Origin of the sequence: Colwellia psychrerythraea, from assembly GCF_000764225.1 — a bacterium.
Classification (GTDB): domain Bacteria; phylum Pseudomonadota; class Gammaproteobacteria; order Enterobacterales; family Alteromonadaceae; genus Colwellia; species Colwellia psychrerythraea_D.
Genome location: NZ_JQED01000017.1, coordinates 90,532 through 115,855, shown reverse-complemented (window position 1 = coordinate 115,855; position 25,324 = coordinate 90,532). Strand labels below are relative to the sequence as shown.

At 37.4% G+C, this 25,324-nt stretch carries 19 protein-coding genes; 6 read left to right on the top strand and 13 right to left on the bottom strand.

The genetic code is table 11. From position 1 onward, the window contains the following. Positions 1 to 108: 108 nt before the first annotated feature. The 6 genes from ND2E_RS22385 to ND2E_RS12220 all read right to left on the bottom strand — a co-directional run bounded on the left by ND2E_RS22385 (position 109) and on the right by ND2E_RS12220 (position 13,478). Positions 109 to 1,968: an alpha-L-fucosidase gene (locus tag ND2E_RS22385; protein WP_052056449.1), complete on the bottom strand. Its 1,860-nt coding sequence runs from the start codon at positions 1,966 to 1,968 to the stop codon at positions 109 to 111. Positions 1,969 to 2,397: 429 nt separating this feature from the next. Next, entirely contained in the window at positions 2,398 to 4,725 is a 2,328-nt protein-coding gene (locus ND2E_RS12200; RefSeq protein ID WP_033093608.1) for a right-handed parallel beta-helix repeat-containing protein, read from the bottom strand. Between the two features lie 76 nt (positions 4,726 to 4,801). Continuing rightward, positions 4,802 to 7,000, bottom strand: coding sequence for a right-handed parallel beta-helix repeat-containing protein (locus tag ND2E_RS12205; protein ID WP_033093607.1), 2,199 nt, complete (start codon positions 6,998 to 7,000; stop codon positions 4,802 to 4,804). Between the two features lie 3 nt (positions 7,001 to 7,003). Next, complete coding sequence (locus ND2E_RS12210) at positions 7,004 to 8,659, bottom strand: sulfatase family protein (protein WP_223303589.1); 1,656 nt, start codon at positions 8,657 to 8,659, stop codon at positions 7,004 to 7,006. Positions 8,660 to 8,737: 78 nt separating this feature from the next. Further along, positions 8,738 to 10,267, bottom strand: coding sequence for a sulfatase-like hydrolase/transferase (locus tag ND2E_RS12215; RefSeq protein ID WP_081962024.1), 1,530 nt, complete (start codon positions 10,265 to 10,267; stop codon positions 8,738 to 8,740). A gap of 334 nt (positions 10,268 to 10,601) precedes the next feature. After that, positions 10,602 to 13,478, bottom strand: a complete 2,877-nt coding sequence (locus ND2E_RS12220; protein ID WP_081962023.1) for a TonB-dependent receptor — start codon at positions 13,476 to 13,478, stop codon at positions 10,602 to 10,604. Between the two features lie 541 nt (positions 13,479 to 14,019). On the opposite strand from ND2E_RS12220, the gene ND2E_RS12225 reads away from it, so the two are divergent. The 3 genes from ND2E_RS12225 to ND2E_RS12235 all read left to right on the top strand — a co-directional run bounded on the left by ND2E_RS12225 (position 14,020) and on the right by ND2E_RS12235 (position 16,329). Further along, positions 14,020 to 14,331, top strand: coding sequence for a hypothetical protein (locus ND2E_RS12225; RefSeq protein ID WP_052056445.1), 312 nt, complete (start codon positions 14,020 to 14,022; stop codon positions 14,329 to 14,331). A 405-nt stretch (positions 14,332 to 14,736) separates the two neighbouring features. Beyond that, complete coding sequence (locus tag ND2E_RS12230) at positions 14,737 to 15,564, top strand: helix-turn-helix transcriptional regulator (protein WP_033093605.1); 828 nt, start codon at positions 14,737 to 14,739, stop codon at positions 15,562 to 15,564. Positions 15,565 to 15,687: 123 nt separating this feature from the next. Continuing rightward, positions 15,688 to 16,329: a LysE family translocator gene (locus ND2E_RS12235; protein WP_033093604.1), complete on the top strand. Its 642-nt coding sequence runs from the start codon at positions 15,688 to 15,690 to the stop codon at positions 16,327 to 16,329. Between the two features lie 77 nt (positions 16,330 to 16,406). Here the strand turns inward: ND2E_RS12235 and ND2E_RS12240 are convergent, their stop codons facing one another. From ND2E_RS12240 to ND2E_RS12255, 4 genes are all read right to left on the bottom strand, one after another. Beyond that, positions 16,407 to 17,267 (bottom strand): DMT family transporter, encoded by an 861-nt coding sequence (locus ND2E_RS12240; RefSeq protein ID WP_033093603.1) that lies wholly within the window; start codon positions 17,265 to 17,267, stop codon positions 16,407 to 16,409. After that, positions 17,261 to 17,719, bottom strand: a complete 459-nt coding sequence (locus ND2E_RS12245; protein WP_033093743.1) for a GNAT family N-acetyltransferase — start codon at positions 17,717 to 17,719, stop codon at positions 17,261 to 17,263. The genes ND2E_RS12240 and ND2E_RS12245 overlap by 7 nt, the downstream gene beginning before the upstream one ends. Positions 17,720 to 17,789: 70 nt before the next feature. Beyond that, complete coding sequence (locus ND2E_RS12250) at positions 17,790 to 18,353, bottom strand: Crp/Fnr family transcriptional regulator (RefSeq protein ID WP_033093602.1); 564 nt, start codon at positions 18,351 to 18,353, stop codon at positions 17,790 to 17,792. Positions 18,354 to 18,572: 219 nt separating this feature from the next. Then, on the bottom strand, positions 18,573 to 19,757 hold the full coding sequence (locus tag ND2E_RS12255) for a BaiN/RdsA family NAD(P)/FAD-dependent oxidoreductase (RefSeq protein WP_033093601.1): 1,185 nt from the start codon (positions 19,755 to 19,757) through the stop codon (positions 18,573 to 18,575). A gap of 289 nt (positions 19,758 to 20,046) precedes the next feature. Between ND2E_RS12255 and ND2E_RS12260 the strand changes: the two genes are divergently transcribed. From ND2E_RS12260 to ND2E_RS23585, 3 genes are read left to right on the top strand one after another with little or no spacing between them, the layout of a single operon-like run. Beyond that, the gene (locus tag ND2E_RS12260; protein ID WP_052056444.1) at positions 20,047 to 21,567 is read left to right on the top strand and encodes a hypothetical protein; all 1,521 of its coding nucleotides are present in this window, start codon (positions 20,047 to 20,049) and stop codon (positions 21,565 to 21,567) included. Between the two features lie 5 nt (positions 21,568 to 21,572). Continuing rightward, positions 21,573 to 21,803 (top strand): helix-turn-helix domain-containing protein, encoded by a 231-nt coding sequence (locus ND2E_RS12265; protein ID WP_033093600.1) that lies wholly within the window; start codon positions 21,573 to 21,575, stop codon positions 21,801 to 21,803. Between the two features lie 7 nt (positions 21,804 to 21,810). Then, positions 21,811 to 21,927, top strand: coding sequence for a winged helix-turn-helix domain-containing protein (locus ND2E_RS23585; protein WP_081962022.1), 117 nt, complete (start codon positions 21,811 to 21,813; stop codon positions 21,925 to 21,927). 74 nt (positions 21,928 to 22,001) lie between these two features. On the opposite strand, the gene ftnA is transcribed toward ND2E_RS23585, so the two are convergent. The 3 genes from ftnA to ND2E_RS12280 all read right to left on the bottom strand — a co-directional run bounded on the left by ftnA (position 22,002) and on the right by ND2E_RS12280 (position 25,315). Then, complete coding sequence (gene ftnA, locus ND2E_RS12270) at positions 22,002 to 22,529, bottom strand: non-heme ferritin (protein ID WP_033093599.1); 528 nt, start codon at positions 22,527 to 22,529, stop codon at positions 22,002 to 22,004. A gap of 213 nt (positions 22,530 to 22,742) precedes the next feature. Continuing rightward, on the bottom strand, positions 22,743 to 23,195 hold the full coding sequence (locus ND2E_RS12275) for a peroxiredoxin (RefSeq protein ID WP_223303598.1): 453 nt from the start codon (positions 23,193 to 23,195) through the stop codon (positions 22,743 to 22,745). 170 nt (positions 23,196 to 23,365) lie between these two features. Then, entirely contained in the window at positions 23,366 to 25,315 is a 1,950-nt protein-coding gene (locus ND2E_RS12280) for a methyl-accepting chemotaxis protein (RefSeq protein WP_033093597.1), read from the bottom strand. Positions 25,316 to 25,324 lie beyond the last annotated feature (9 nt).

Genomic DNA, 25,324 nt, shown 5'->3' with positions numbered 1-25,324 from the left:
AATGAAATGATTAAACCAGTGAAACTTTAGCTCAGTTCAAAAATATTGAGACTGTCTGTATTGGGTAACTTCTTAGCCGTCTAGCCAAAGCTTTAATAGAAACAAAAATCAATTTTTTGGTGTAAGTAACTCTATTGAATCTATCTCTATATTCATTGCTCGATAGCGCTGATCTTGAGCCTTAAATGCATTAGTACTCGCTTTTAGTTCGAAGAGCTGTCCTTGCTTTAAAGTAACTTTTTGAATACCTGCTGCACTAAAGTGTAAATTACCAATGATACTATGATAATTTTTGCCGACATTATTGGTGGTTTCAAAAGTCTCTTCATTTCCATCGAATACCTGAGAATTTTCCGCTGTTCCTTTCTGGCCTTTAAGGCTAAAAGCCAATTCATCATTGGGGCTCATCAAAATAAAATCTTTCTCTTTAAAGTGCATTTTGTAGCTTATTTTTACTTGATAGCTACCTGCAGTTGGCACCTTTACATACCAACGGCGAGAGAAATCTTTTAGCATAGATCGGTAACTTTCCTTACCAAACTTTTCTTGCTTAGTTGCTTGTTCTCCGGTCAAGATAATAATACCCTTTTCATTGACTGAGCTATGTCTAGGCACTATTTTCAAACCGCCATGATAATCTAACTTTAAGATAGTTAAATAAGGGTCTTGTTTGCTAGACGTTAAATCAATAATGACGTCATCCTGTTGCTGAGTGAATAATAATTTATTATTACTATCAGTTAGCAAGCTGACTTGTTTCACCTTATTTACCAAACCAGGCAATACTAATTTATTGCCTAATGGCCAATGGTGGATGTGCAAATAAAGCGACTTGTTTTTTGTTGACACTTGTCCCCAGTCCAATTTCAGAAAAGGATTTAAGCCAGTATCAAAAATCGCGGCACTGTTTTTATCTAACCATTTTCCAATGCCAACTAAAACATCTTGTTCGTACGCTAAAATACTGCCATCTCCTTTAGGACCAATATTGAGTAGAAAATTTCCTCCCATACTAGCAATATCGGATAATTTACGTACTTGAGCAGTAATCTGAGTTTCTAGGGGTAACCCTTTGACCCAAGACTTATAACCCCATGTATGATAGAAAGTGCCCGGAGTTTCCCATGGATAATCCGTAATAGGAGAATCTGGCACATGGTTGTCCGGCATGGTCAAAAAGTCTCCTTGATTATTCATAATTCGACCATTGATGAGTGCATTAGGTTGATACTTTTTCACTACCTCTCGAAAACGTTTGCTCTGCTCCAGTGTAGGCTCCCCCATATCAAAAAACACTTCAACAATATCACCGTAATTAGTCATTAACTCTTCAAGCTGCGCTACTTGGAAGTCTTCATTTGCTTTTGATACTTTACCAAAGACACTGATCTTGCCATCACTAGGGTTACGTTCAGGGTATGGTCCATTAAAATGCCAGTCGGGTGTTGAATAATATAAGCCAAGTTTTAAACCATGTCGTTTAGTCGCCTCAGCTAACGCTTTTAATAAGTCTTTTTTATAAGGGGTATAATCAACAATATCAAAATCGGTATGTTGGGACTCAAACATGGAGAAACCGTCATGATGCTTGGTAGTTAATACGATATAACGCATGCCAGCATGTTTAGCGAGTTTCACAATGGCATCAGCATCAAAATTACTTGGGTTAAAGTTTTTAACCACTTTTTGATAATCATGCTGAGAAATATCAGCATGGCGCTGAATTTGTTCACCTAGTTTTTCTATTTGCCTCCCTTGCCAAATACCGCCCAAATCAGCGTATGCACCAAAATGAATAAATAAGCCAAAACGCATGGCTTGCCATTTTTTGATCGCAGACTCTATTTCAACTTTTTGCATTTTTTCAGCAATAGTTGGACGCATCTGATTTGTCTCAACAGCAAATATTGGTATCGACAAAAAACTTAAAAGACTCGCGAGTAAAGCAGTTTTGAATAACCTAAACATTTATTAATCCTCAATTGAATAACACAGTTACATCAAAGAAACAAAATCAGCTTTTTATATAAAAAAAACATCTTGAACAAGTTAAATAATAGAGTGTTATACTTATATTTCTATCACAAGTAGCTAGACTACTGAGATTGTTCAAACACCACCGAACACACCAAAGTATTCAATACTAAATGAAAGAGGCAGTGACGATCTTGTATCTAGTATCTGGTTTCAGAATAAATTCTTTCAATAAGATTGTTATTGCCAAGTCATATGATTGAAAATTTAAGATATATACTTCTTTTGCAGGTCTTCTAAGCAAGTTTGAGTTGACTCATTTTACTCCTGTAGCAAAATGAGTCTGCTGTAAATAAAAGCGCTGAGTAGACATCAGCCTTATTAACTGACAAATGATATAAATTATCAGCTAATGCCTAGGCTTTAATGCACGTTTTTTTGCACACCTTCTAAACCACCATGAAGAATTGTTTCACCACCCCATTGCATGGTGTCACGATCTAATGCTAATAAATGCTTAGGATAGTCCTTAGTTACACCAAAAGAGTCCATAGAAACATCAAAGGGTTTAAAACCTGTTTCTAATGCTTTCGCACCTGTTACTAATCGATAGTCTTTGTTTTCAACATCTATAAACTGCTGCTGTTCAGTAGCAATGGAATTTGCTTCTACTCCATTTTGTTTATGACTTTGCAAAAACTTATCTGCACCACTAAATGCATAAGTATTAAAATCTAATGAATACTCGTATGGTATTGGTTTAGTACCTCGTTTAGTCGCAAAAAATTCCGTGGTATTCCACAAGTCACGCGCACCATAAGGTGGTCTTCGACCTTGGGTGAAAATGTTATGTTGAATAACAGAATCCGGCTTAAAGTATTGGCGTGGGAAAGCACGCATTCGAATTGCTTCACCATTAGTATTGATGAATATGTTATTAGTAATGTGGTTATAATCTTTATGCACAATTCCTGTGCCGGCATTTTCAAAAATATTTTGTGTAGTAACTGTACCACGTTGCCAATCATCGGTACGCGCACCAATATAATCAACATCGTATATATAGTTATGACGGATGATATTGCCTTCACCTGCACCAGAAACATTAATAGATGCGCCATCATGTAATTGTAATAAGGTTTTAGTTACTTTGTTATTTTCAATAATGTTATTTTTAGCATGTAAATACGGCATAAAATGAGCTTGGGTATCATCACTATATTCAACATCTAAATCAATTTCATTCCAACGAATAGTTTTCGCTGCTTCATCAAAGTCTTCATTTTTCTTCATTAATATTTGCACGCGCGGGCCAGCAACACCTACAGCCTTGCGTGGTACATGATGAATCCAGTTATTCGAAATGACATTACTCCCACTTTGCCATGCAAAAATAGCATGACCATGCCAAATAATTTCACCAACATGATGGATAATATTATTAGTAATAGTATTGTGGTGATTTACATCCTTAATACCAGGACCGTAACCTGCAAGTAGAACCCCCATGTGACCAACATAATCAATTAAGTTATCTTTAATAGTGATGTTTTGTGCATGTAAATCTAAACGAATAGCTGAACCGGCAGAATTAGTAAAATGGTTAGCAAGTACTTGCATATTCTCTGCACCACGAAAGCGTAACATGGCATTACCTGTATCAAAAGTGTCCCAGTCATGCTGTATGCCCCACCCCTTATGATCTTTGGACCAAGTTGAACGTTTAGCTTGTGTAAAAGTAAGCCCTTCAAAGCTAATATTTTTAACCGGCTGATCAACGGGGCCATCATAGTCAATGTCACCTTCAACGCGAACGAGTTCCTTTAACTGAGGAATAGTAATATCACTGGGCTTTTTATTATCATGTGGCCAGTAATACAACTTTCCTGTGAGACTATTATGCGCCCACTCCCCTGCTTCATCGATAAAATCAACCGCATTTTCAATAATTGCCCATGGGCTATTTTGTGAAAATGCTGGCGCATTAGCTTCATACTTAAGCGTTAGTAGTTGCTGTTTTAAGTCAATTGCTTCTAAGGGGATAAAATTTAATGCCCAAGGAACTGGGTTGAAAAAGACTTCGATATCATCAAGGTTTTTCCAATCACGAATAGGAGCTCCTTCAACATATCGGATTTCTTTTAAAAGGTGACGGTCTTTCTTATGCATAACATTGCGCGAGTCAGCTATTTCATAGCCAGTAGGTTTTATACCATCAAAACGATCACTGCGAGCACGTGGTAAACGTTTGTCACCTGTAAATAAGGCCGTAAAACGACCAAACTCTGCTCGAGTAACATCGGCAACCCACACTTTATTTTTGGCAATTTCTGGTAAACCTTCAACTTCCGTTGATAGCTTGCTCCAACCTACTACAGCTTTACCACTGGAGATAATAGCTGTTTCTTCAGGGTAGGCTCGATAATTTACAAAATTATCACCTTGACCACCATCTTGTCGATTTAGCACTAAGGTTTCATTCAACGTATAGGTGCCACCACGAAGCCAAACGGTTATGTCTTGTTGTCGTTGAAGATCGTCTAATTGACGAATAGCATCTCTAGCGCCAGCAATGGTTTTAAAAGGTGCTGCTTGCGTACCCAAAGCACCTTGCTGCCCTTGCGGTGAAACATATAACTCAAGACCGCGGGAAGATTGCTCGCTTTCTTCAGGGGTTTGATTACAAGCCGCCAGCAAAGCACTTGTACATACCGTAACCAGTATTGCAGGTGAAAACAGTTTCTTTATCATAATACTTCCAATTACTTAATTAATTAAAATTCTCAACACTTGTTACTGTGCTGCGGACAATTATTTTTCTTAGTTTTTATTGCATGACCGTAAACGACCAAACTTCACCTTTAATCATTTTACCTTCGCGTAAAGCATCAACTCGCCAATAATAAGTTTTTCCGGCTTTGAGTGCTTTTGGGGTAAAAATATTGTGTTGAAATTCCCCCTGATATTGCGGTGATTTATTGTTTGCTTGCTTAACGGCACTGAAATCCTCACCAAAATAGACTTGTTGAGATGCTGATTTATAAGCATTTAACCACATTAAATCAGCATCTAGCTTAACGTTAGTAGCTAAAATTGGAGGCACAGGTTTTGAGGTTTTTCTGTCTTGAAATCCCGGAATCCAGTAATCTAAAGCGCCAAACTCATAAGGTCCAATATCAGGTGCTTTGCCAAGAAAGACACCCGTTTTTCCTTTAATATTTGCTCCCGCATCAATCAAAGATGAATTTGCTTTTGGGCGAAAATCTAAATTATCAACATCACGTAATTGTGAGCGAACATCTAGACCTAGCGATACACCATCCCAGTTATGATCAACAATGCCCGGTACAGGATAGTTTTGGCGAGGCTTAGTTCTGTGACCTGAAAATTTATTACTAATATTGTTGCGAGTGATTGTTTTATGATTATGTCCTTGAATTGCCTTATTACTGCTGACAATTAAGTCATTTTGATGACTATCAAAGCTTAAGTTATTAAAGACAAAATGGTTATCACCCTTAAAAAACATACGATCGGTCTGCCAAGACACATTATGAGAAACTTGACCATTTCTGCCGTATGGTGAATTAGGTATGTTCATATTATCAAAGCGAATGCCTTGTTTAATGCTGTCATGAACCCAGTTATAGCGAACTATGCCATTATCTTGTTGTTTGACACTTAACTGAATCATTGAGCCATCATTTTGTATGTGCCCTGAATCAGATAAGTCATTCAACTCAATATGATTTCTTACGCCAGCTTTAAATAGCTCTGAACAGCCCGTGGTATGAATAGTGTTTCGTCTAAATATTAACTCTTTAGCATCAACCATATTTAAGGTGTAGCCGCCTTTATAAGTACAACTGTAATCAATGTTATGCATATAACAGTTTTCTACCCGATTACCTGTGCCGTTCATCTCAATAGCAGGACCATCCGTATAGGCAATTTTACAGTTTTTTAATTGATTGTTGCTAAGACTGTGCTCTTTTTGAACCAGCATCTTAGTGACTTCAATCGGTGAATTATCCCCTAACATTCGTTTAGAATAAGAAGGGTACATTAGCTCGCTATCTTCCACGTTAATAAAACTGCTTTGAGTCATATTAAAAGTCGTAGCGAAAAAATTTATACCTTGAAAATTGATATGTTTTGAATGTCTAACGGTCAAAGCGTAACTTTGCACCTTGCCGCGTATATTTAGTATTTCAGGATTGACACCCTGCTCCGCCCACAAATAAAGCTGCTTGCTTTTTACATCATAAAACCATTCATTTTCTTCGTCGAGTAAGGCTAATTTGCCCTCTAAAAAGTAACCATGTTTATGTATTTTGTTTTTATAACTAAAGTGCACTTTGGTCTGAGTGGTGTCATATGAAAAATGATCTTGCCCTTTTCTGTGTTCGGTTATCTTTTTCTGGTAGGTTTTAAATGAGCCTGAATTAACCACGATAGTCGCACCCGTTAAATCAACGGCTAAATCACTCAACGCTTTATTATATAAGGTACCAAATTTTCCTTTACCTTTTTCAGGCCACATCATCGAGCGTTTTTTATTCCAAACCGAGCCATCATACCAATTGCCGTTTGGCCATCGTGCTGATGTCATACTTTTTTCATTAACAAACAACTGCCAAACAGGTTCAGCTAAGGTTGTTTTATAAATATGGCCGCTGTGCTTTTGCCACTTGTTTTTGATAGCAATAGTGCCATCTAAAGTAACTTTTTCACCTTGGTAAGCTTTAAATACAAAAGGTTTTTCTTTATTACCCTCTACTCCAGACAGATTAACTTGCTCAAAATATTGGCCTTTACGGATATAAGTAATATCGCCAGCTTTCATCTTATCTGCAGCCGCTTGAATACTCTTAAGTGGCTTGTCTATAGTTCCTTGATTATTGTCATTACCATTAGTCGCAACATAATAGTCGACCGCTATAACTGGAGCTACTAGGCTAAGACCTGCAATTAAACCAACCGCTGTTAGCAATAATTTAACTTTCAATTTTCCTGAGGTTGTCATGAGTTACTTACCCCAATGCTGAGCTTTAACTGCCATCAAGCTCGGATACTGCTCATCAGTATCTCCGATATCAATTTTTATCTGGCTCAATTGCGCTTTTAATTTTACTTTTATTCCTGAGCTTTGCTTACTAGGGTATAAATTATTCATCTCTTTGGGATCGTTTTCTAAGTCATAGAGCTCCCAATATGGCGGCGTAGTTGCAGGCATAGCGCCATTGGCATCCAATGGTAAACCATAGAAAAAAGCAAGTTTATGAGTTTTAGTACGAATACCATAATGCGCGGGAATAGTATGATGTGCCATATGTAGCCAATAACGGTAATAGATAGCATCCCTGCCATGGGCCATTTCTGGCTGCGTGAGTACAGCTTTAAAACTTTGTCCTTGCATAGCAATTGGTTTATTCACGCCTGCCAAATCAAGTAACGTTGGCGCTATGTCAATATTTAAGAATAATGCCTCTGATGTTTTCCCTATCGCTTTTTCTTTTGTGGAATATGACTTAGGAGCTTGAACTAAAAATGGCATCTGAATTGATTCTTCATAAATCCAGCGCTTATCATAATAATCATGTTCTCCTAACATCATGCCTTGATCAGAGGTATAAATAATCAGAGTGTTTTCTGTTAAGCCATTTGCATCAAGGTAATCTAATACTCGGCCAACATTTTCATCAACTGCTTTGATAGTGCGTAAATAATCCTTCAAATATTTTTGATATGCTGCAGAAACAACAGTATTCCAATCGTAACTTTCAAGCTCGAGTGGGCCTGTTGGCCAGTTCTTATCTAACATACGTGTTACGAGACCACGGCCTTCCATGCGACGAGAAACAGACGAGCCAAACTGCTGTCCTGCTTTACCGTCAATAATTACCGCATCCGTTGGCCCATGCTTACCACGATGATATAAACTATCCGGCTCAGGAATTTTAACATCCGCCAAAAAGTTTTCGTGACGCTTTGCTGGCTGCCATAAGCCATGTGGTGCTTTGTGGTTGATCATTAACATGAACGGTTTATCTTCATCACGATTGTTCAACCAATTTAAGCTAACATCGGTAATAACATCAGTAACATAACCAGGGTGAACTTCACCGCCTTTTTTACCATCTTGCCATTTCTGACCTATTTCTTTTAATTTGGGATCAAAATACTCACCTTGATTTGGCAAGACGTTATAGTAGTCAAAACCTGCAGGCTGTGTTTTTAAATGCCATTTACCGACAATGGCCGTTTGATAACCTGCAGATTGTAACTGTTTAGCAACATTATCTTTGTCACGATCAAGTGGATCAGCTAGCGTTTTCACACCATTGGTATGGCTGTACTGACCCGTTAAGATAGCCGCACGGCTTGGTGAACAAATAGCGTTATTGGCATACATGCCGTTAAAACGCACACCATTAGTAGCTAACCTATCGATATTAGGGGTTTTAAAAACCGATGATAGTCTGCCCTGATAACTTGATATCGCATTGGCAGCATGATCGTCTGACATAATAAAAACAATATTAGGCTGATTAGTATCAAGTGCTTCATTTGCTGATTGGGCAGCGTAAACTTTACCAACACTGGAGCCTACAGATATCATTGGCAATAGTGCTAAGAATGTTAACTGTTTAGATAGCTTTGATTGGGCTTTTTTCTTTTGCATATTTGCTGCCTCGACTTTTTGATTACTTGATCGTTTAACGATATTCATTTTTGTTTTTATAGTAAAAATCATCTCAAGTTAGTCCCAAGTTAGTTGCAAAAATTCATCGTAACTAGCTTCTGGTTCAGAGAAATCAAGTGGATCATCAACTACTTTTTGCCAACGGGCTAATTCCGACATCATATTAGCAATGCGTTGTTCATACTCAGGGTTAGCACTTAAATCATGCATCTCTAAGGGATCAGACTTCATATTAAATAACTGGGTTCGTTTAATCATAGGGTAATAAATAAGCTTGTAATTTTGGCTACGAACCATACGTTGAAAATGACGATAAGCACCAAATACGGTATCAAAGGCTACCTCTTTATCACCGTTGATTAGAGGCACTATACTGGGCGCATCAACGCTTGCAGGAATAGGTAAACCAGCTAGCTCTGCCGCCGTAGGGTAAACACTGTTTAAATAAAACATGCCAGGAGCTGTTTTACCTGCAGGTATATTTGGACCTTTTACAATATACGGTGCGCGTACACTGTGATCATATTGGTTTTGTTTACCCATTAAGCCATGACGACCCATTGCTAAGCCGTGATCGGAAGTGTAGATAATAACCGTATTCTCAGCCTGACCAGACACCTCAAGCTGCTTTAGTATGCGACCAATTTGTGCATCGGTATGCTCTATCATGGCGTAATATTTACTGATCTTGCTTTGTATCTCTTTAGGTGAACGAGGAAAGCCAGCTAAAACTTCATCACGAAGGTAATAATCACCTTGATCAAATGGATGATATTTTTCAAAGTTTTTTGGTAGTTGTATGTCTTTTTCAGGGTAACGAGCTAGATATTCATCAGGTGCATGTAATGGGTCATGTGGGGCTAAAAAGCCAACATACATCATAAAGGGATTGCTACTATCATTACGTTGAGTAAGAAAATTAACTGCAGCATCAGCAACTACTTCACTAGTATGTTTACCACCTTTGTAATCAACGAATGCCTGTTCACCCTGTTTTGTACTATCAAAATCGGTAAATTCTGCATCCCAATGTCCGCCTTTTTCATGACGAGACATACCATTTTTATGGATTGCTTTACCATGAGTAAAACTCCGACGCCACACCTCCATAGAAAGGTGCCATTTTCCTGTTTGAAAAGTATCGTAACCAGACTTTTTGAAGGTTTCGCCAAAGGTTTCATGTTTAGCAGCAAAGCTTGCATCATTTACACCACGCGCATCTAAACCTGTACGATACAAATGTCTGCCAGTATTAATCATTTGACGACTCGGCAAACACACTGCGCCAGACCAAGCTCCTTGATTAAAAACATGGCTAAATCGCATACCTTGGCTGGCAAGCGCATCTAAACTTGGGGTATTAATATTTTTATTACCAAAAGCTGCCACAGTATCTGGGGCTTGATCATCAGTTAAAATAAAAAGTACATTTAGCGGTTTTGCTTCTACTAACTTGCCTTCATCAGTTTTTTGTTCACTGCACCCACCAATAAAAGCCAAAAAGATCACAGGCATTAATACTGAAAAGCTAAAGTAAGGTGACTTGCCAGTTTGTTGGTTTTCTTTACTAGTACTAAAAAAATTCATTAAGGCTGCCTTTGTCAATTGTAGAGATTGCTAAATGATGCTTGTCTAAGTAATTCATCGTTACAAGATGAAATATACCAATTAAAACAAATTAACCCAAAAAGTGACCTTTGTAAAGAATAAACACCAAGTGATGTAATGAAAAAATGTATTGGTCAAAAATTAAAAGTGAAAATAAACTAACAACTGCACGACATTGAGAAAGAGAAAGATCGTTGCCGATGAATATGAAGCGAAAAAGTGAACTGTAAGCTATAGGTGGCTATCTAAGGAGCATAAAAAAGGGCAGTATCAACTGCCCTTTTATTCATTTATCTGTACTCACTAGTTTCAATTAGAAAGTATAGCGAACTGCTAATCGATAGCTTCTGCCTGTATAAAGTAATGAGCCAATTCTATTATCATAGAAATTATTCAAATCACCATTAAACTCTGGAACAATACCTTCATGCTGAACACCTCCCGTTACCGGGTTAGTGATTGCATTATAAGTAGTGTCATAGGTATCCGTTAAATTATTTGCAGAAAATGTTAGCGTTAGATCATCCGTAACATTGAAATTAGCTGAAAAATCTAAGACCCCACGAGCATCACGAATAAAGGTACTATTTCTATCTGAAGTCTTCTGTACAGCCTCACTTCTATATGAGTACGCTAAACGGTAACTCATATTTTCATTTTCCCAAAAGGCTGTAATATTAGCAGAGTGCTCAGAAGTATTTAAAAATGGCAGTCCGTTAAATACATTCTCAGGGTTTTCAGGATCAACGATTTGTTCACTATCTGCATAGGTATAGTTAATCTGTGTACCTAAGTATTTAAATGCCCCTGGTAAGAAGTCAAAGTTTTGTTGATAACCGAATTCAAGTCCTTGTATGGATGCACTACCACCATTTACGGTTGTATTATAACCAATATTAGCACAAGGCGCTGTTGCATCTAATTGTTCTTCTTCAACATAACCACTGCGATCTATAATACAGGTACCTGTAAGTGTGTTTTCAAATTGTCTTTCTGTTGTCGTTTCATAAGTATAGCTAGTGAAGTCTTTATAAAAATACGCTGCAGATAATAAAGATGATTCATTAAAGTACCATTCGATTGACAAATCAAACTGATCAGCAAGAAAAGGGTCTAATTGAGTATTACCACCAGAGCCATTAGGTGTTTCATTCAGGTTTTGTGCTTTAATATCACTATTTGGTCGTAAACTATCAATACTAGGTCTTGCTAAAACGCGAGCAGCCGATAATCGAAGTATGAGATCATCCTCTAAAGCCCAGTTAACAGTGGCGCTTGGTAACCAATTGTCGTAATCATGTTCATCTGAAACTGGATCAACAACGTAACCGTCACCACCTTCTACGAAGGCTAATCTGTCATCATAACGCACTCCAGAGTAACCATTACCTTCTACTTCTGTTTTAGCGTACCTCACACCAAAGTTACCGGTTATATCGCCATTTAAAAATTCGAAATCTAACTGGACATAAGCACCGTAAGTTTTTTCATTCACTTCCCACGCTTTAAGCGGGTTTGATTGAAACTCATAATCCGTGCCAGGACCTATACCATTTGGAAATGCTAAATTAATAGCTTGGTTAATATCAGGGTAAAGCCAATTTTGTACCGTTCCTGAAGGCGCTATACCAGAGAGATAATGGCCATCAGTTAAGTTAGATGTATCTACATCACTCATTAAAATAGGCGTTTGATTTTCAAAAGAATTTTTCTTTATTTGTACCTCTTCTGCTAATACATCTTTTGTTCTATCTGTATATTTAATACCAAAACTTAACGTGGTAAAATTATCATTGTCTATCGCTCTATTGGCATCAAAATAGAGACTAAGTTTATCATCTTCAACTTCTCGAACATCAGAGCGCAACTGATCCATTCTCATGGTAGAGGCATCCATAGAATCATAGGCACGACAGAAATTTAATTCAGGTAAATAGTCCCCTTCAGGCCCATACTCATAATTTATTCCACACCAAGGTTCATCAGCACCTAAGTTCTGGGTAAATGCAGGAGTCCAATTAACTTTATTATTCTTCGTATATTCTTGTGAGGTCGATGAATAGCCAACCCTACCTGACAGTAACCATAAGTCATTCAACGCATGCTCAACTTCAGCACCCAAGATCAGTGTATCTGTCGTATTTAACCAAGTTGCAGATTGATTCAAGCCACCAATACGTGCTGCTTCTGCTTCAACCACACTATTTGAACCACCGGTATTGCGGTCGATTGTAATAACATGAGGTTGACGGTGAATATTGTGAATTCGAGTCATGGAACGATCATGATCAATTTCTTGTCTTGAAAAAGTGCCATCTAAACGAATATCGGTATCATCATTAGGGCGGTATTGAAATGTTCCTGTTCCGCCCATTTTAGTTTTATCATCTAGCAAAACCCTATTTACAAAGAAGTTAGGTTGAACAGCCCAAGTATCGCCTGGAATTACTTCGCCAGTATCAGCATCGATTGCATCTTTATATTTTCGTATGTTGGCATTAAATGTATTGAATTCATCTTTACGTTCATTTTGGTTGTCATAGAAAAGAGAGCCTGCGAAACCTATTTGATCACTCAAATTATTGACAAAACTGTATGAAAATCTCGGCGAAGTTTCTTCGCTTAAATCATTATATCGAGCTTCAGCACTAAAAACATTTGTATTCTCCTGAACTGAAAGTGGTGCAACTGTTTGAAGCTCAATAGAAGCACCTAGTGAGCCTTCTTCTTGACTGGCATTAGGAGATTTAACTACATCAATTCGGCTTAAAATATCTGCTGAAAACAAAATTAAATCAACAGCTTGACTATTAGTGTTACTTGTCATTGAAACACCGTTGAGCTTTATATCATTTAATGAGGCCTGAATACCTCGAACGGTTACTGTTTGAGTATTACCACCCCTGTTGAGTGAAACGCCAGCAACTCTTGAAAGGGCTTCACCAATACTTTCATCAGAAGATTTGCCTATATCTTCGGCAATGATGGAATCAGATATGGTATCAGAATTTTTTTTAGCATTTAGAGCAGAAGTTAAACTAGAGCGAACGCCAGTTACTTCTATAACTTCCACATTTTCAACTGTATTTTCAGCGATCTCTTCAAAAGCTAATACATTTGTACTAACAGCTAACGGTAGTGCCATGCAAACATATGTTGCTATTTTTGTTTTCCTAAATTGTTGTGACATCTTGCTTCCCCCAGCGAAACAGTTTCCGCGTTTATTATGTATTTATAATTAATATTCAAACAAGTAAATAAGCACAAGAACTTCCATATTTCTGGCTACTCTCACCGTTTGACTTTGATTCTGTGTTTTATAAAGCGGTAAGAAATTTATATTTATCTTTCTAAGCTTCGTAAATAGTTCTTTGTATTTACTTCCTGCTTGTAAATAAATGTAAAGCAACAAATGTCCTTTGTAAAGAAAAAGCACAGTATTTTATTAATAAAGATCAAATAAAGAGGTTAATACAAAAAAATATTCTGGCAGCCCGTTAAATAATAACCCTGTTATATTCAGCAAAATTGCTGACATTGCTACCATAAAGTTAGAGTTAGCCGATATGTCACTATGCAAAAGCTACTTGAGCATCAGCTTACAATGAAAGAATTTGATCAAGATTAATTTGGTGTTCATACACCTAGATGTAAAATCATCGATAAATTATGTAAAGGTAATGTTGATAAATTGGATAACAACGTTATCGCGATAGAATTTATTAATTAGCTTGCACTATATTCAAAATACTTCTACTGATGGCATGGTAGCCTCAGGCGGTACTGATATGTTTTTAGCTGGTGTTAATCGTACCATCGAAGCAGGGGCTAGATTAGGTGTTCACTCCTGGAGTGACGGTAGCGGCAAAGTTGCACTTGATTACCCAAGAGATCATCAAGAGCATATTAAATACTTAGATTATTATAGCGTCATGGGGATTCCTGCTGACTTTTATTGGTATACCCTAGAGGCTGCATCAGCTGAAAATATACACTGGATGACAGCACAAGAGATTGCTCAATACGGCATATTGACAGACTAAGTAATTATGCCACGCTACTTTATTGCTCTGACATCGCGATAAAGTAGCTTTTAACCTCGTCACATCGCACCAAATAATTGTGCAAAAACGGTTAACATAGTTCAATTCTATCGTTAACCCCATTAAATTTTATCTATGACAAAATAATCATTACTTTCTTTAATATAGAAAAGAATATTCATTCCATTACGTTATTTTTACTCAGCGAGAATGAAAAGCTTTAGAGAGAAGGCAATGATTGAAAAGTCATGTTTTTCAGGAAAACACACTCATAACCTAAAACAGACAATCGATTAATACCACTTCACAATCTCATCTGCAATTATTTACTATAAGTTGATTTTTTACTGCTGTTATAATCACGTGTTCACTATCATAGATAATAAAAAACCAGTGGAGGATGAGATGAAGAAAGATAAACTTGAGTATTTTTTGAATCCTGCTCTACCTAATATTGAACTGACTTTAGCCAGTGTTAAGGAGTTTGAGTTCGATCGCCATATTCACCTTGATTATCATATTGGATCAGTATCGAGCGGTTGCTTACAATACTTACATCATGGCCGCAGTTATACCATGGGCACAGGTCTGCTCTCGATTATCAACCCTGATGAAGTACATACGGGAGCTTCTAAAAGTGTGAATGGTTATACAGGCCACTTTATGGCCATTCCACCGACATTTATTAATCTAATTAGTCAAAATTTTAAACAACCGGAAGCTTTCTTTTCAAAGTCTTTAATCGACGACCCTTATTTGTATAACGCATTTATGTATTTGCATAACATTGCTATTTCACATCCTTATGAAGCACAACATCTGCAGTTAGAAACGGTTATGCTCGCTTTTGCATCAGAGCTAGTACAGCGTTATGGTGGGGTATCTTTTGACGTTGGTGAGCATGTGAGTCGTTTATCTCGTAGGCAATTAAATCACATTAAGGATCTGTTTCATGCTGATCCGAGTCAATCTTTTCAACTACAAGAATTATCAGAGCCTTTGGGCTTGAGTAAATTTCAATTTCTCCGTCAATTTAAACAATCTATGGGGATAACACCGCATGCTTATTTTAAACGAATACGTTTGGAATATGCTAAAAGAGCACTAAGTAAAGGCAGTGATATTTCTGATGTCGCTTATCAAGTGGGTTTCTTTGATCAAAGTCATTTAAATAAAGCGTTTAAACAAGCTTATCTCGTCACACCAAAACATTTTCAGCAACGCTGTATATAATTTTTCATTTGTTACTCACTCTGCAATTTTTTCCTATCTGTACTTGTGTGACTAAGTCATTGTGTTAGCTATGTAATCATCTAATGAGCGAGCTTCTTTGCTCATTGCAGCAGAGTAAAACCAATGAATATTGAATTATTAATAACATCCGCATTGATGCACACAGTCGCTTTGGCAAGCCCAGGGCCCGACTTTGCTCTCGTGGTAAAATTAGCAAGCCAAGAATCGCGACAAGTTGCTATTGCAGCGGCATGCGGCATAGCCTTTTCTATTCTTGTGCATACGGTCTTGAGTTTAACGGGGGTTAGTTTAGTTATTGAAAGTTCGCAAACATTATTTTTTATTGTGCAACTATTGGGTAGTGGTTATTTAGCATGGATAGGAGTTGGGGCAATAAAATCCGCACTAAAACATTGGCGTGATAAATATAGAGGTACATTATCAGAAAATTCAAGCCATGACGTAAGTGTAAAACAAGGGTTTATGCAGGGCTTCTATACTAATTTATTAAACCCTAAAGCAATGGTTTTCTTTATTACCTTGATTTCAGTAATAATTTCACCAGAAGAAACGACTTCAACCAAGGTTGCTATTGCAGTAATTTTCTTATCACTGTCTTTGCTCTGGTTTGTGTTTATTGCTTTGATTTTGTCAAAACCTAACGTTCAACAGAAAGTGAGAAACGCCACACCCATAATTAACTTAATGACGGGGATATTATTTGTCAATGTAGCGCTTGTGATAGCGAGTAGGTTATTTTTTTAACTCACTTAATATCATTATAAAGTCATAACAGGTGCTATCGAACTAAAAATTAGGGAGTTAGCCTTAAAATTATCTCCCTAAACTAACTTGGTGTTTTTTCTTAGACGAAGAGGAGCCATAGGTAATGTTATTAACAAAATACCAAGCAGCGTAAGCCCGTCAGGTGATTCATTAAACCAGATCACCCCAAAAAAGGTGACAAAAATAAGCCCTGAATACTCAGCCAAAGCGATGTGTGATGTAACAGCCTGCTTATAGGCAGATATAGCACTGGCATGATATCCCATCGTAAATAAAGCACTGCTAGCAATTAATATTAACTCAAATAAAGACAATGGTTGCCAAAATAATACGGCAAGTATGCCTGCAAGCGGTAAGGATATGAAACTTGTCCAAAAAAGGGTAATAGTGACTGGCTGACCCGGAGGTAATTTTTTTACTAGCACGTTATAAAGTGCCAGTGTAATAGCACAAGCCAGCGCAAATATAGCTGCCCAATGAAATTGCGATGGCCGTAAAATGACTAAAACACCAATAAAACCAATCATAGAGGCAATAATTTTACTAACAGGCGCTTTTTCGTTCAACAAGCAGACAGAAAGTGGCAACATGATAAGTGGTGCCGTGTAAAACACCGCATTGGCTGTTGTTAGAGGCAAATACGTAAGTGCTATCATCAAAAAACCACTTCCCGCTAACATCAAGTGAGCTCTAACCAGCGTGACCTTTATACTTCCTAGTTGTCGTTCTTTTACTGAGGCTTTAAGCCAGAAAGGCAGTAACAATAAAACACAAATTAATTGACGAATAAACATATATTGAAACGGAGAAATCCCCCCGTTTAACAGCTTTACGGCAACATCGGATAAAGAAGCGGACAAATTGCCCAAAATCAATAACACAATACCGATTTTAACCGCTGTTAACTGTTTCAGCATAACTTGCTAAGTCGCATATCAATATGGGGAATATCATCTTCTAAATATGTTTCAGAGATAGCTTTAAAGTCATATTTTCCATAAAATCTCAGTAAATATTCTTGTGCTCCGATATCAATATCCTGATTCGGCCATAACTGCTGACAGTGTTCTAAAGCTTTAGATATTAATGCTTGACCTAATCCTAAGCCACGCCCCTGTTTATCAATAACAACTCGACCAAAGCTCACATTTTTATAAGATATGCCTGGACTAAGTAAACGTGAATAGGCAAGTAACTTGCCCTGCTGGTACCCAAGTAGATGAAATACGCCTTCTGCTCGGTCTTTATTATCCAGTTCGGGGTATGGGCAAGTTTGTTCGACTACGAAGACATCAACTCTAAGTTTTAAAATATCGTAGAGTTGTTCGGTACTCAATTCGGAAAAGTTAAGGCACATCCAGTTCATTATTAGCAACACCATTAAAAGAGAATTATGCTGTAACTTTAGCCTGAATAAGTTTGTATGCCGTTAACCTTTGTTAAGATCCTAAACGTTTTTTTATTCGACTTAAACTGATTGGAGTTATTCCAATATACGAAGCAATTTGATAGTCCGATATACGCGAGTGTAAATCAGGAAATCTTTCAGAAAATAAGATATACCGCTCTTCTGGGCTATTTAATAGCATGAAACGCTCTTTATTTTCTTTATGTAATAACTGGTTTTCAAGTAGCTTTAAGTAAAAAGGATGGCATTGCTCTCGCCATTGCTGAAGTTCGTTGATGGGCATCTTAATTAACTGACAAGGTGCTAAAGTTTCAATCGAATAAGGTGCTGATGACTTTCCTATTAAGCTTTCGAAATTAACTATACAGTCTTTAGACCAAAAAAATTCTTTACTAAACTTCTTTCCATCAGAAGTCAGATAATAGGCATGGCACAAACCTTCGATTATAAAATATAAGTGCTCAACTGAATCACCTTGATGGGCTAATATTATTTTAGCCGGCAAGTTTAAAAACTCTGATTTTTGACTGAGTAGTCTAGCTCGCTCCGGAAGAAATCCGTTTTGCTGTAGAAAATCAATAAAAATTCGGTTCATATTAATTAGAAAATCAGGTAAAGCTATTAGGGTGTTAATTATTATACATCTAAATGGCCTTAAGCCATCAAGCTGTCGGACAAATTGAAAATCAAATTCAACTTTTCAAAAGCAAGGACAATAGGTAAAACTCTTTATCTTGTCAGCTACAAAGAGCACTTAACCGATTTAGACAAAGCAATTACTGCAAGATGAATTGATTCGTCATCGTAAATAAAGTTAAACCGCTTGACCACAAGCATAGCCACTAGCCCAGCAAAACTGGAAGTTATAGCCCCCTAACCAACCCGTAACATCAATCACTTCACCGATAAAAAACAATCCTTGTTGCTTTTTACTTTCAAAAGTTTTTGAAGAAAGTTCATCGGTATCAACACCACCTAAGGTCACCTCTGCTGTGCGGTAACCTTCAGTACCATTTGGCTTTATCTGCCAGGCATGTAAATAGTCACTTAATACAGCAATATCCTGGTGATTGAGTTGTTTTATTGGCTTATCAGCGATTACCCCATCTTTAACTAATACCTCAACAAAACGTTTAGGTAACAAAGTTGCTAGCAGGTTTTTTACCGATTTCTGCCCTTGCTCACGTTGCCACTGACCTAAGGTTTCACTAAGATCATGTTCCGGTAACAGGTTAATAGTAACGGCCTGCCCTGCTCGCCAAAAAGACGATATCTGTAATATCGCCGGTCCTGATAAACCACGGTGAGTAAATAAAATATTCTCTTTAAAACGCGTGCCAGTTTCACTTGTCACTTCAGTTAATAAACTGATCCCTGACAAACCATCAAAGCGCTGTTTGTCATGATCATGCAAGGTGAATGGTACCAATGCTGCTAGAGTTTCTAGTACATTTAAATTAAATTGTTCGGCAATTTTATAACCGATAGCTGTTGCACCTAATTTAGGCATAGTTAAACCGCCAGAGGCGACAACTAATGATTTACATTGATAACTTTTGGCATTTGTTATCACGCTGTAACCATCATCAATTTTGGTGACCGACAACACTTCGCTGCGCAGCTCGAGTGTTACCCCTGCCCAATCGCATTCGGTCATCAAAATATCAACGAGGTCTTGAGCGCTGTTATCACAAAATAATTGCCCTAGTGTTTTATGATGATATTGCAAACCATGACGGTCCACTAAATCAATAAAGTCTTGCGCGCTATAACGACTTAATGCTGATTTGGCAAAGTGTGGGTTTTGACAAAGATAGTTTTCTGGGCTGGTATTTTCATTGGTAAAATTACAGCGACCGCCACCACTGATTAGTATTTTACGAGCAGGCTTTTTGCCCATATCAACCACCACAACGCTTTTACCTCGATAACCTGCTTGTGCTGCACACATTAAGCCTGCCGCGCCGGCACCAATTACTAATACGTCTGTTGTGATCACTATAATACCTTAAAGTAAATAACCGAATAAGAAAGCTTATTGGGCAGCCAATTAGAAGTAGGCTATAACATTTCGGCCCTATTATAATCGTTATGCAAATAATGCGTATACAAAAAGCTTGATGAAAAGACTTTATTACTGATAAAGCGCGTAAGTGCCTCGTAATGTTCATCCTAAAATAAAGAAAAGTAAAGATTGTGTAAAGCTAGGAACTCTTCCCTAAAGTGGCTATCTACAGCTGCATAACATTCGCCAACAAATTGTTGCAACTTTATATTATGGAAAACAGATGATGACACTTAAAACCCTACAAGCTTTAAAAAGCTGTCTTGCTGCAGGCATCTTGCTATTTATCTTACTGGGCTGTGATTCTAGTGACGATGGTAGCGGAGAGGGCTACGTTAAACTTTATAATTTATCAAAAGATTCACCCAGTATTCATTTAACTCTAGATGAAGACCTTACGGAAGATAACGATGATGATGACCATTTTGAACAAACCTTTTCAGCTATTTCCTACGGTAGTGCTCATAGCAATATTAGCGTAACAAGCCAAGATTATTATTATCAATTAGCTTGGCAAGATGATGACAGCTCTGCAACCGATGATCTATCCGTTATTTATAAAAATAGTATTGCGTTAACTGAAGACACTATTCATATGATAGTACTTAGCGATAGTATTTTATCTCCACAAGTTATGGTGCACAGTATTCCTGTTATTGATGATGACGATGATAGCAGCAACGATCTGTTTAATTTAAGAGTGCTAAATATGCACTCAAACCAACAAGCTGTTGATTTTTACCTTTCTAAAGGCAATGAGAGCATTAATGAAGCCGTTTTAATTGGCCAATATGTTTACCAACAACTATCCGATAATCAAAAGCTTGACCAAGATGACTATGTTTTTTATATAACAAAAGCAGGTAGTGATGAAGTACTGTTCACTTCAAGTAGCATACCTTTTGCCTATAGCTCTCAAAACATCATGATCGTAAGAGAAAACACCGGTGCGGGTACATCACCCTATGTGTTAGATATAATGTCAGACTCCACAGTAATTAACTATGTAGACAATGAGGCTGAGGCGCAATTTAGCGCTTATAATGCCGTTGCTAATCATGAGCTGTTAAGTAATTACCAAGAAGCTTTTGCGCTGCATCTTAACGGAGTTGATGATACCCCTATCATCGCTTTTCTACCCTATGGTGAAGTCAGTAATGCCATCGTCTTAGCAAGCGGCGACTACAGTGTAGATCTTACCAACATTGAGGATAATACGCCGTTATTAAGCAATCATTTATTATCTTTAGTTGAAAATACCAATAAAACACTGTTTTTCTATGCTGAACAAGAGTATGTCGATTCGGATAACGACGGAAATATTGATGAAAACGGTGATGGCATCATTGATGAAATTGACATTAACTTATTCTCTTTAATGGTTGAAAACAGTCCACTAACCAGTATTTACGAACATGAAGTTGAAATAGTTAACTTAATACAATCTGATGATTTTTCTCAAGTATCTGTTTTCTTTGTCAGACAAGATGAAACCATCAACTCTGCTAGCTATTACCGTGAGATTAATTACAAAAACTCCAGTCCAATTCTCTTAAAGAATAACAGTTATCAAGTTTTCGTTGTTGCAGAGGATAATGGTAGCTCAATCATATTGAACTCATTTGAATTAATTCTAAATGAACAATCTACAGAACAGTTTTTAATACTTGAAACCAGTGAACGTTCAGCTACGGGTTATAAAACAACAATGTTTACACAAACATCTGCTCAAGAGTCCGATTAAACAGTATGTTAATAACAGAAGAACATTCACTACCTGACAAACTGGTTATTGCCCAAGTAGAATTAAATTTTTTAAATCGTTCTGTACTGTTTTTTGGAAAATCAGTTTTTACGACCGGATTAGAGTTTAATTTACTGGCTTTGCTTATGGCTGATGCAGGGTCTTTGGTTTCCAGAGAGCTTATTGCTCAGCACATTTTTCAACGTAAGCTAGCGCATTGTAATATAGAGTATTAATAGCCACATGGCCAATTTAAGAAAGAAACTGCAAGCGATCTCTTCTCGTTCCATGATTAAAACAGTTAAAGGACAGGGGTATATCTTCTTAACGTCTTCTTCTGCTATGAATAATAGCGCTTAAACAAAAATGTCCCCTTAAAAGTGTTACGACTCTTACGGGGACATTTGCTTATTCAAGCTCACTAAAGAGGCTGATTAGGCGCCAGCATCTGTCATGATACTAGAGCTGCCATTTTTAGCCAATTCAGCTAAGTCTTTATCAACGAAGAATAAAGCGTGACCATCATCACCGACTAAATTTATCTTATCTAAAATACCTTTAAATAATGTCTCTTCTTCATGTTGCTCAGCAACATACCATTGTAAGAAGTTAAACGTCGAGTAATCTTGATTAGTAAAGGCTTCATGAGCAAGTGAATTAATACGTTCAGTGATTAAACACTCATGCTCGTATGTTAGTTCAAATAACTGACCTAAGCTTTCAAATTCATGTGGCGGCGCATCAATAGCACCAATAATAGGCAAAGCTCCCGTTTCACTGACATAAGTAAATAATCGATTCATGTGCTGAATTTCTTCATTAGCATGCTTACGTAAAAACTCTGCACCACCAGCAAAACCTTTTTCTTCACACCATGCACTCATTTGTAAGTATAAGTTTGAAGAGTAAAACTCTAAATTAAGTTGTTGATTTAATTTTTCTACCATTTCAGCTTTTAACATAATTTTGCCTTAAAGATTTTAATTGCATGGATTTTGCCTTTTAATCAGTATCTATTCAAGTAATAAATCGAATCCTTTCAATTTAACAAATATAAAAAAACCTTATTAACCAAGTGGTTAATAAGGTTAATCATTCTTGTTTGTATTATTTTGCTACTTGCTTTTAATCGTTGTTTAAATAAGAAAATTTAGTAGGTTAGTCGCTGTTGAGCCCTAAAGCTGCTCAAGAATCACTTCAGCTTTACTGACTTCAAACGATTTTGGTTGCTCTATCTGTAGGTTAACTACTTCACCATTATCAATAATCATGGCATAACGCTGAGATCGTACACCGCCAAAAGAAGCCGTATCCATACTCAAACCTAATGCTTTGGTATAGCTACCATCACCATCGGCTAGCATCATGATATTTTCAGCATTTTGTGACTCACCCCAAGCATTCATCACAAAAGCATCGTTGACTGATAAACATATTATTGCATCAACACCTTTCGCCTTTAATTCATCTGCCGATACTACATATCCTGGTAGATGTGCCGCAGAGCACGTTGGTGTGAAGGCACCTGGTACAGCGAATAAAACGACTTTTTTAGCGGCAAAAAGTTCTGCCGTATTATGCGTGATCATTTCGCCATTTTTTAATTCTTGCAGCTCGCCTACTGGCATTAAACTATTCTGTTGGATCATGAAAACACCTTTTTGAGTTTATTAATGACTTACATAAGCCTTGCTGTGACTTACCCCGTAAAAATCAATTATACCTAGCTTAATAAAGTTAACCTACTAACTTATATCCCAGTCACTTGAAGATGTCTGTTTCAGGTAGTCTTAATATATTAAGATGCTTTTTTTAGTGTCAGTCCAATATCATTGACCTGATTACTCACATCGACCGAAATTACATTTGATAATTGCTGTGAATCATTAACTTCTTTATCAACATTCGCCATCGCTTGCTCAAAGGCAATAAAGTGCGTGCGTTGTAAGGTTATTTGTTCAAGCGTATCTTGAGCAACCGTTGCAGAGACCTGTGCTTGTCCGGTTACGGCTAATGACGTCTCTTGCAATTCATCGGCAATAACACGCTGATTATGAGACGCTTTTTCAATATCATTAATAATGCCTTCAATCGAATTACTAGCACCTTGCAGTTGATTTAATCGTGCGGAAATTTGTTTAAGCGATGCTTGTGTTTTACCTGCCAATTGGCGAACTTCATCAGCAACCACAGAAAAACCACGGCCATGTTCGCCAGCTCTTGCAGCTTCAATGGCAGCATTTAATGCCAGCAAGTTCGTTTGATCGGCAATAGCGCTAATCACATCAACGATAGAAGTAACCGATTCAACTGAATGAAATAATGAGGTAATGGCTTCTTTACTCTCCTTCGCGGCCAAGTTAGTGGATTCACTTGCCGCTAAGACTTGTGAAACATGATGTTGACTCACTTCCATTGCTTTCTTCGTTGCTTGAGCATTGTTCACCACTTGTCCTGAGAGAGTATTCACTGTTTCAGTGGCTTCGCCTAGCGCCTCCATAATTTGTCTCGCCCCTTGAACATGCTCACTGGTGGTATGCGATGACTGGTAAATACTTTGCACTTGGCTTTCCATTGTCGTTAATGCTTTAGCGACTAAATCCAATTGCAGGGCTTTATCTTTATCATCTTGTGCTAACTTATTAACCATATGATTAAAACTAGTGGATATTTCACCAAACTCGGTTTTTTTATCAATATTGCTAATATTATCTACTTTACCTTGTGCCATTAATTGCATAAAACTATCTCGTAGATTGCGTAACGGTTTAAGAATGACACTATGCTGCAACCAGTAATTCGCTAATAGGAATATCACTAAAAAGATAAGTAGTCCGATAACGACAACATTAAGTTGCTCGTTAATCTTTGTTTGTCGCTGTGAAATATTCACCTCACCTTGAATAATTGACTTTTCAATATTCCCCACTTGTTTTGCCAATAGCTTTAAACCTATTTGGCGTTGTTGCTGTTGAGCAATGGTGCTTTCTACTTCCCGTCGATAGCGATTGAATAACGACTGTAATTCATTAATGGCTTCAAGGCTTAAATCTTGTCTTTCTTCATTGTCACTAAGTAAATCCTCACTATCATCGAGGACATCATCATTGTCAGCATAAATAGCTAAGGCAGGTTGGCGGGTTAAAAAACGCCCTAAATTTTGTAGCTCTTTTAATAATGGGCTTATCGAATGGATATTTGGCTGCTGCTGGGTGAAGATAGCTTCTCTGGCGCTCACTAAGTCAGCCAGTAACTTACCAATAGCCTGTGTTTTTATTAGGTAATCAAACTGCTGTTTCAACGACAGTGCTTTTGTATTTTGCACATAATTAGCTAATTCATTGTTGATCGCGATCATTTCATGTTCACCATTACGTAACAATACCAACGGATCACCACTGAGCTTTCCCATGCCACGAAATTTAGTGTCGATATTATCAGCAAGAGACTTAGCCTGAGCATCTATCTGATTGGAAAGTTCATCAATATTTAAGCGCTGTGCTTGTTCTACGATTAATGTGAGTTGCTTTTGCGCGCGACTTAATAGCGACACATCTCCCGTTTGCAAATATTCAACAATAGTGCGATTAAACTTAACCGTTGTTAAAGAGATAAGGGCTTGATAGCTCTTATATTGTGCCTGGCTTTTACTTAAAGACTCACCTACGTGATACATGGTTACTAGATAGATCACAGCAAAAAGACTGATTGCTGTAGCCGACAAACGAGAAAAACTAGAAACACGCATAGCGGAAGC

Bases quoted from the DNA above. Each gene is read 5' to 3' on its own strand.
- ND2E_RS12220 (WP_081962023.1), bottom strand. From the start codon at position 13,478: ATGTCACAACAATTTAGGAAAACAAAAATAGCAACATATGTTTGCATG.
- ND2E_RS23585 (WP_081962022.1), top strand. From the start codon at position 21,811: ATGGCCAATTTAAGAAAGAAACTGCAAGCGATCTCTTCTCGTTCCATG.
- ND2E_RS22385 (WP_052056449.1), bottom strand. From the start codon at position 1,968: ATGTTTAGGTTATTCAAAACTGCTTTACTCGCGAGTCTTTTAAGTTTT.
- ND2E_RS12230 (WP_033093605.1), top strand. From the start codon at position 14,737: ATGAAGAAAGATAAACTTGAGTATTTTTTGAATCCTGCTCTACCTAAT.
- ND2E_RS12265 (WP_033093600.1), top strand. From the start codon at position 21,573: ATGTTAATAACAGAAGAACATTCACTACCTGACAAACTGGTTATTGCC.
- ND2E_RS12235 (WP_033093604.1), top strand. From the start codon at position 15,688: ATGAATATTGAATTATTAATAACATCCGCATTGATGCACACAGTCGCT.
- ND2E_RS12200 (WP_033093608.1), bottom strand. From the start codon at position 4,725: ATGATAAAGAAACTGTTTTCACCTGCAATACTGGTTACGGTATGTACA.
- ND2E_RS12240 (WP_033093603.1), bottom strand. From the start codon at position 17,267: ATGCTGAAACAGTTAACAGCGGTTAAAATCGGTATTGTGTTATTGATT.
- ND2E_RS12250 (WP_033093602.1), bottom strand. From the start codon at position 18,353: ATGAACCGAATTTTTATTGATTTTCTACAGCAAAACGGATTTCTTCCG.
- ND2E_RS12205 (WP_033093607.1), bottom strand. From the start codon at position 7,000: ATGACAACCTCAGGAAAATTGAAAGTTAAATTATTGCTAACAGCGGTT.
- ND2E_RS12215 (WP_081962024.1), bottom strand. From the start codon at position 10,267: ATGAATTTTTTTAGTACTAGTAAAGAAAACCAACAAACTGGCAAGTCA.
- ND2E_RS12275 (WP_223303598.1), bottom strand. From the start codon at position 23,195: ATGCCAGTAGGCGAGCTGCAAGAATTAAAAAATGGCGAAATGATCACG.
- ND2E_RS12280 (WP_033093597.1), bottom strand. From the start codon at position 25,315: ATGCGTGTTTCTAGTTTTTCTCGTTTGTCGGCTACAGCAATCAGTCTT.
- ftnA (WP_033093599.1), bottom strand. From the start codon at position 22,529: ATGTTAAAAGCTGAAATGGTAGAAAAATTAAATCAACAACTTAATTTA.
- ND2E_RS12210 (WP_223303589.1), bottom strand. From the start codon at position 8,659: ATGCAAAAGAAAAAAGCCCAATCAAAGCTATCTAAACAGTTAACATTC.
- ND2E_RS12260 (WP_052056444.1), top strand. From the start codon at position 20,047: ATGATGACACTTAAAACCCTACAAGCTTTAAAAAGCTGTCTTGCTGCA.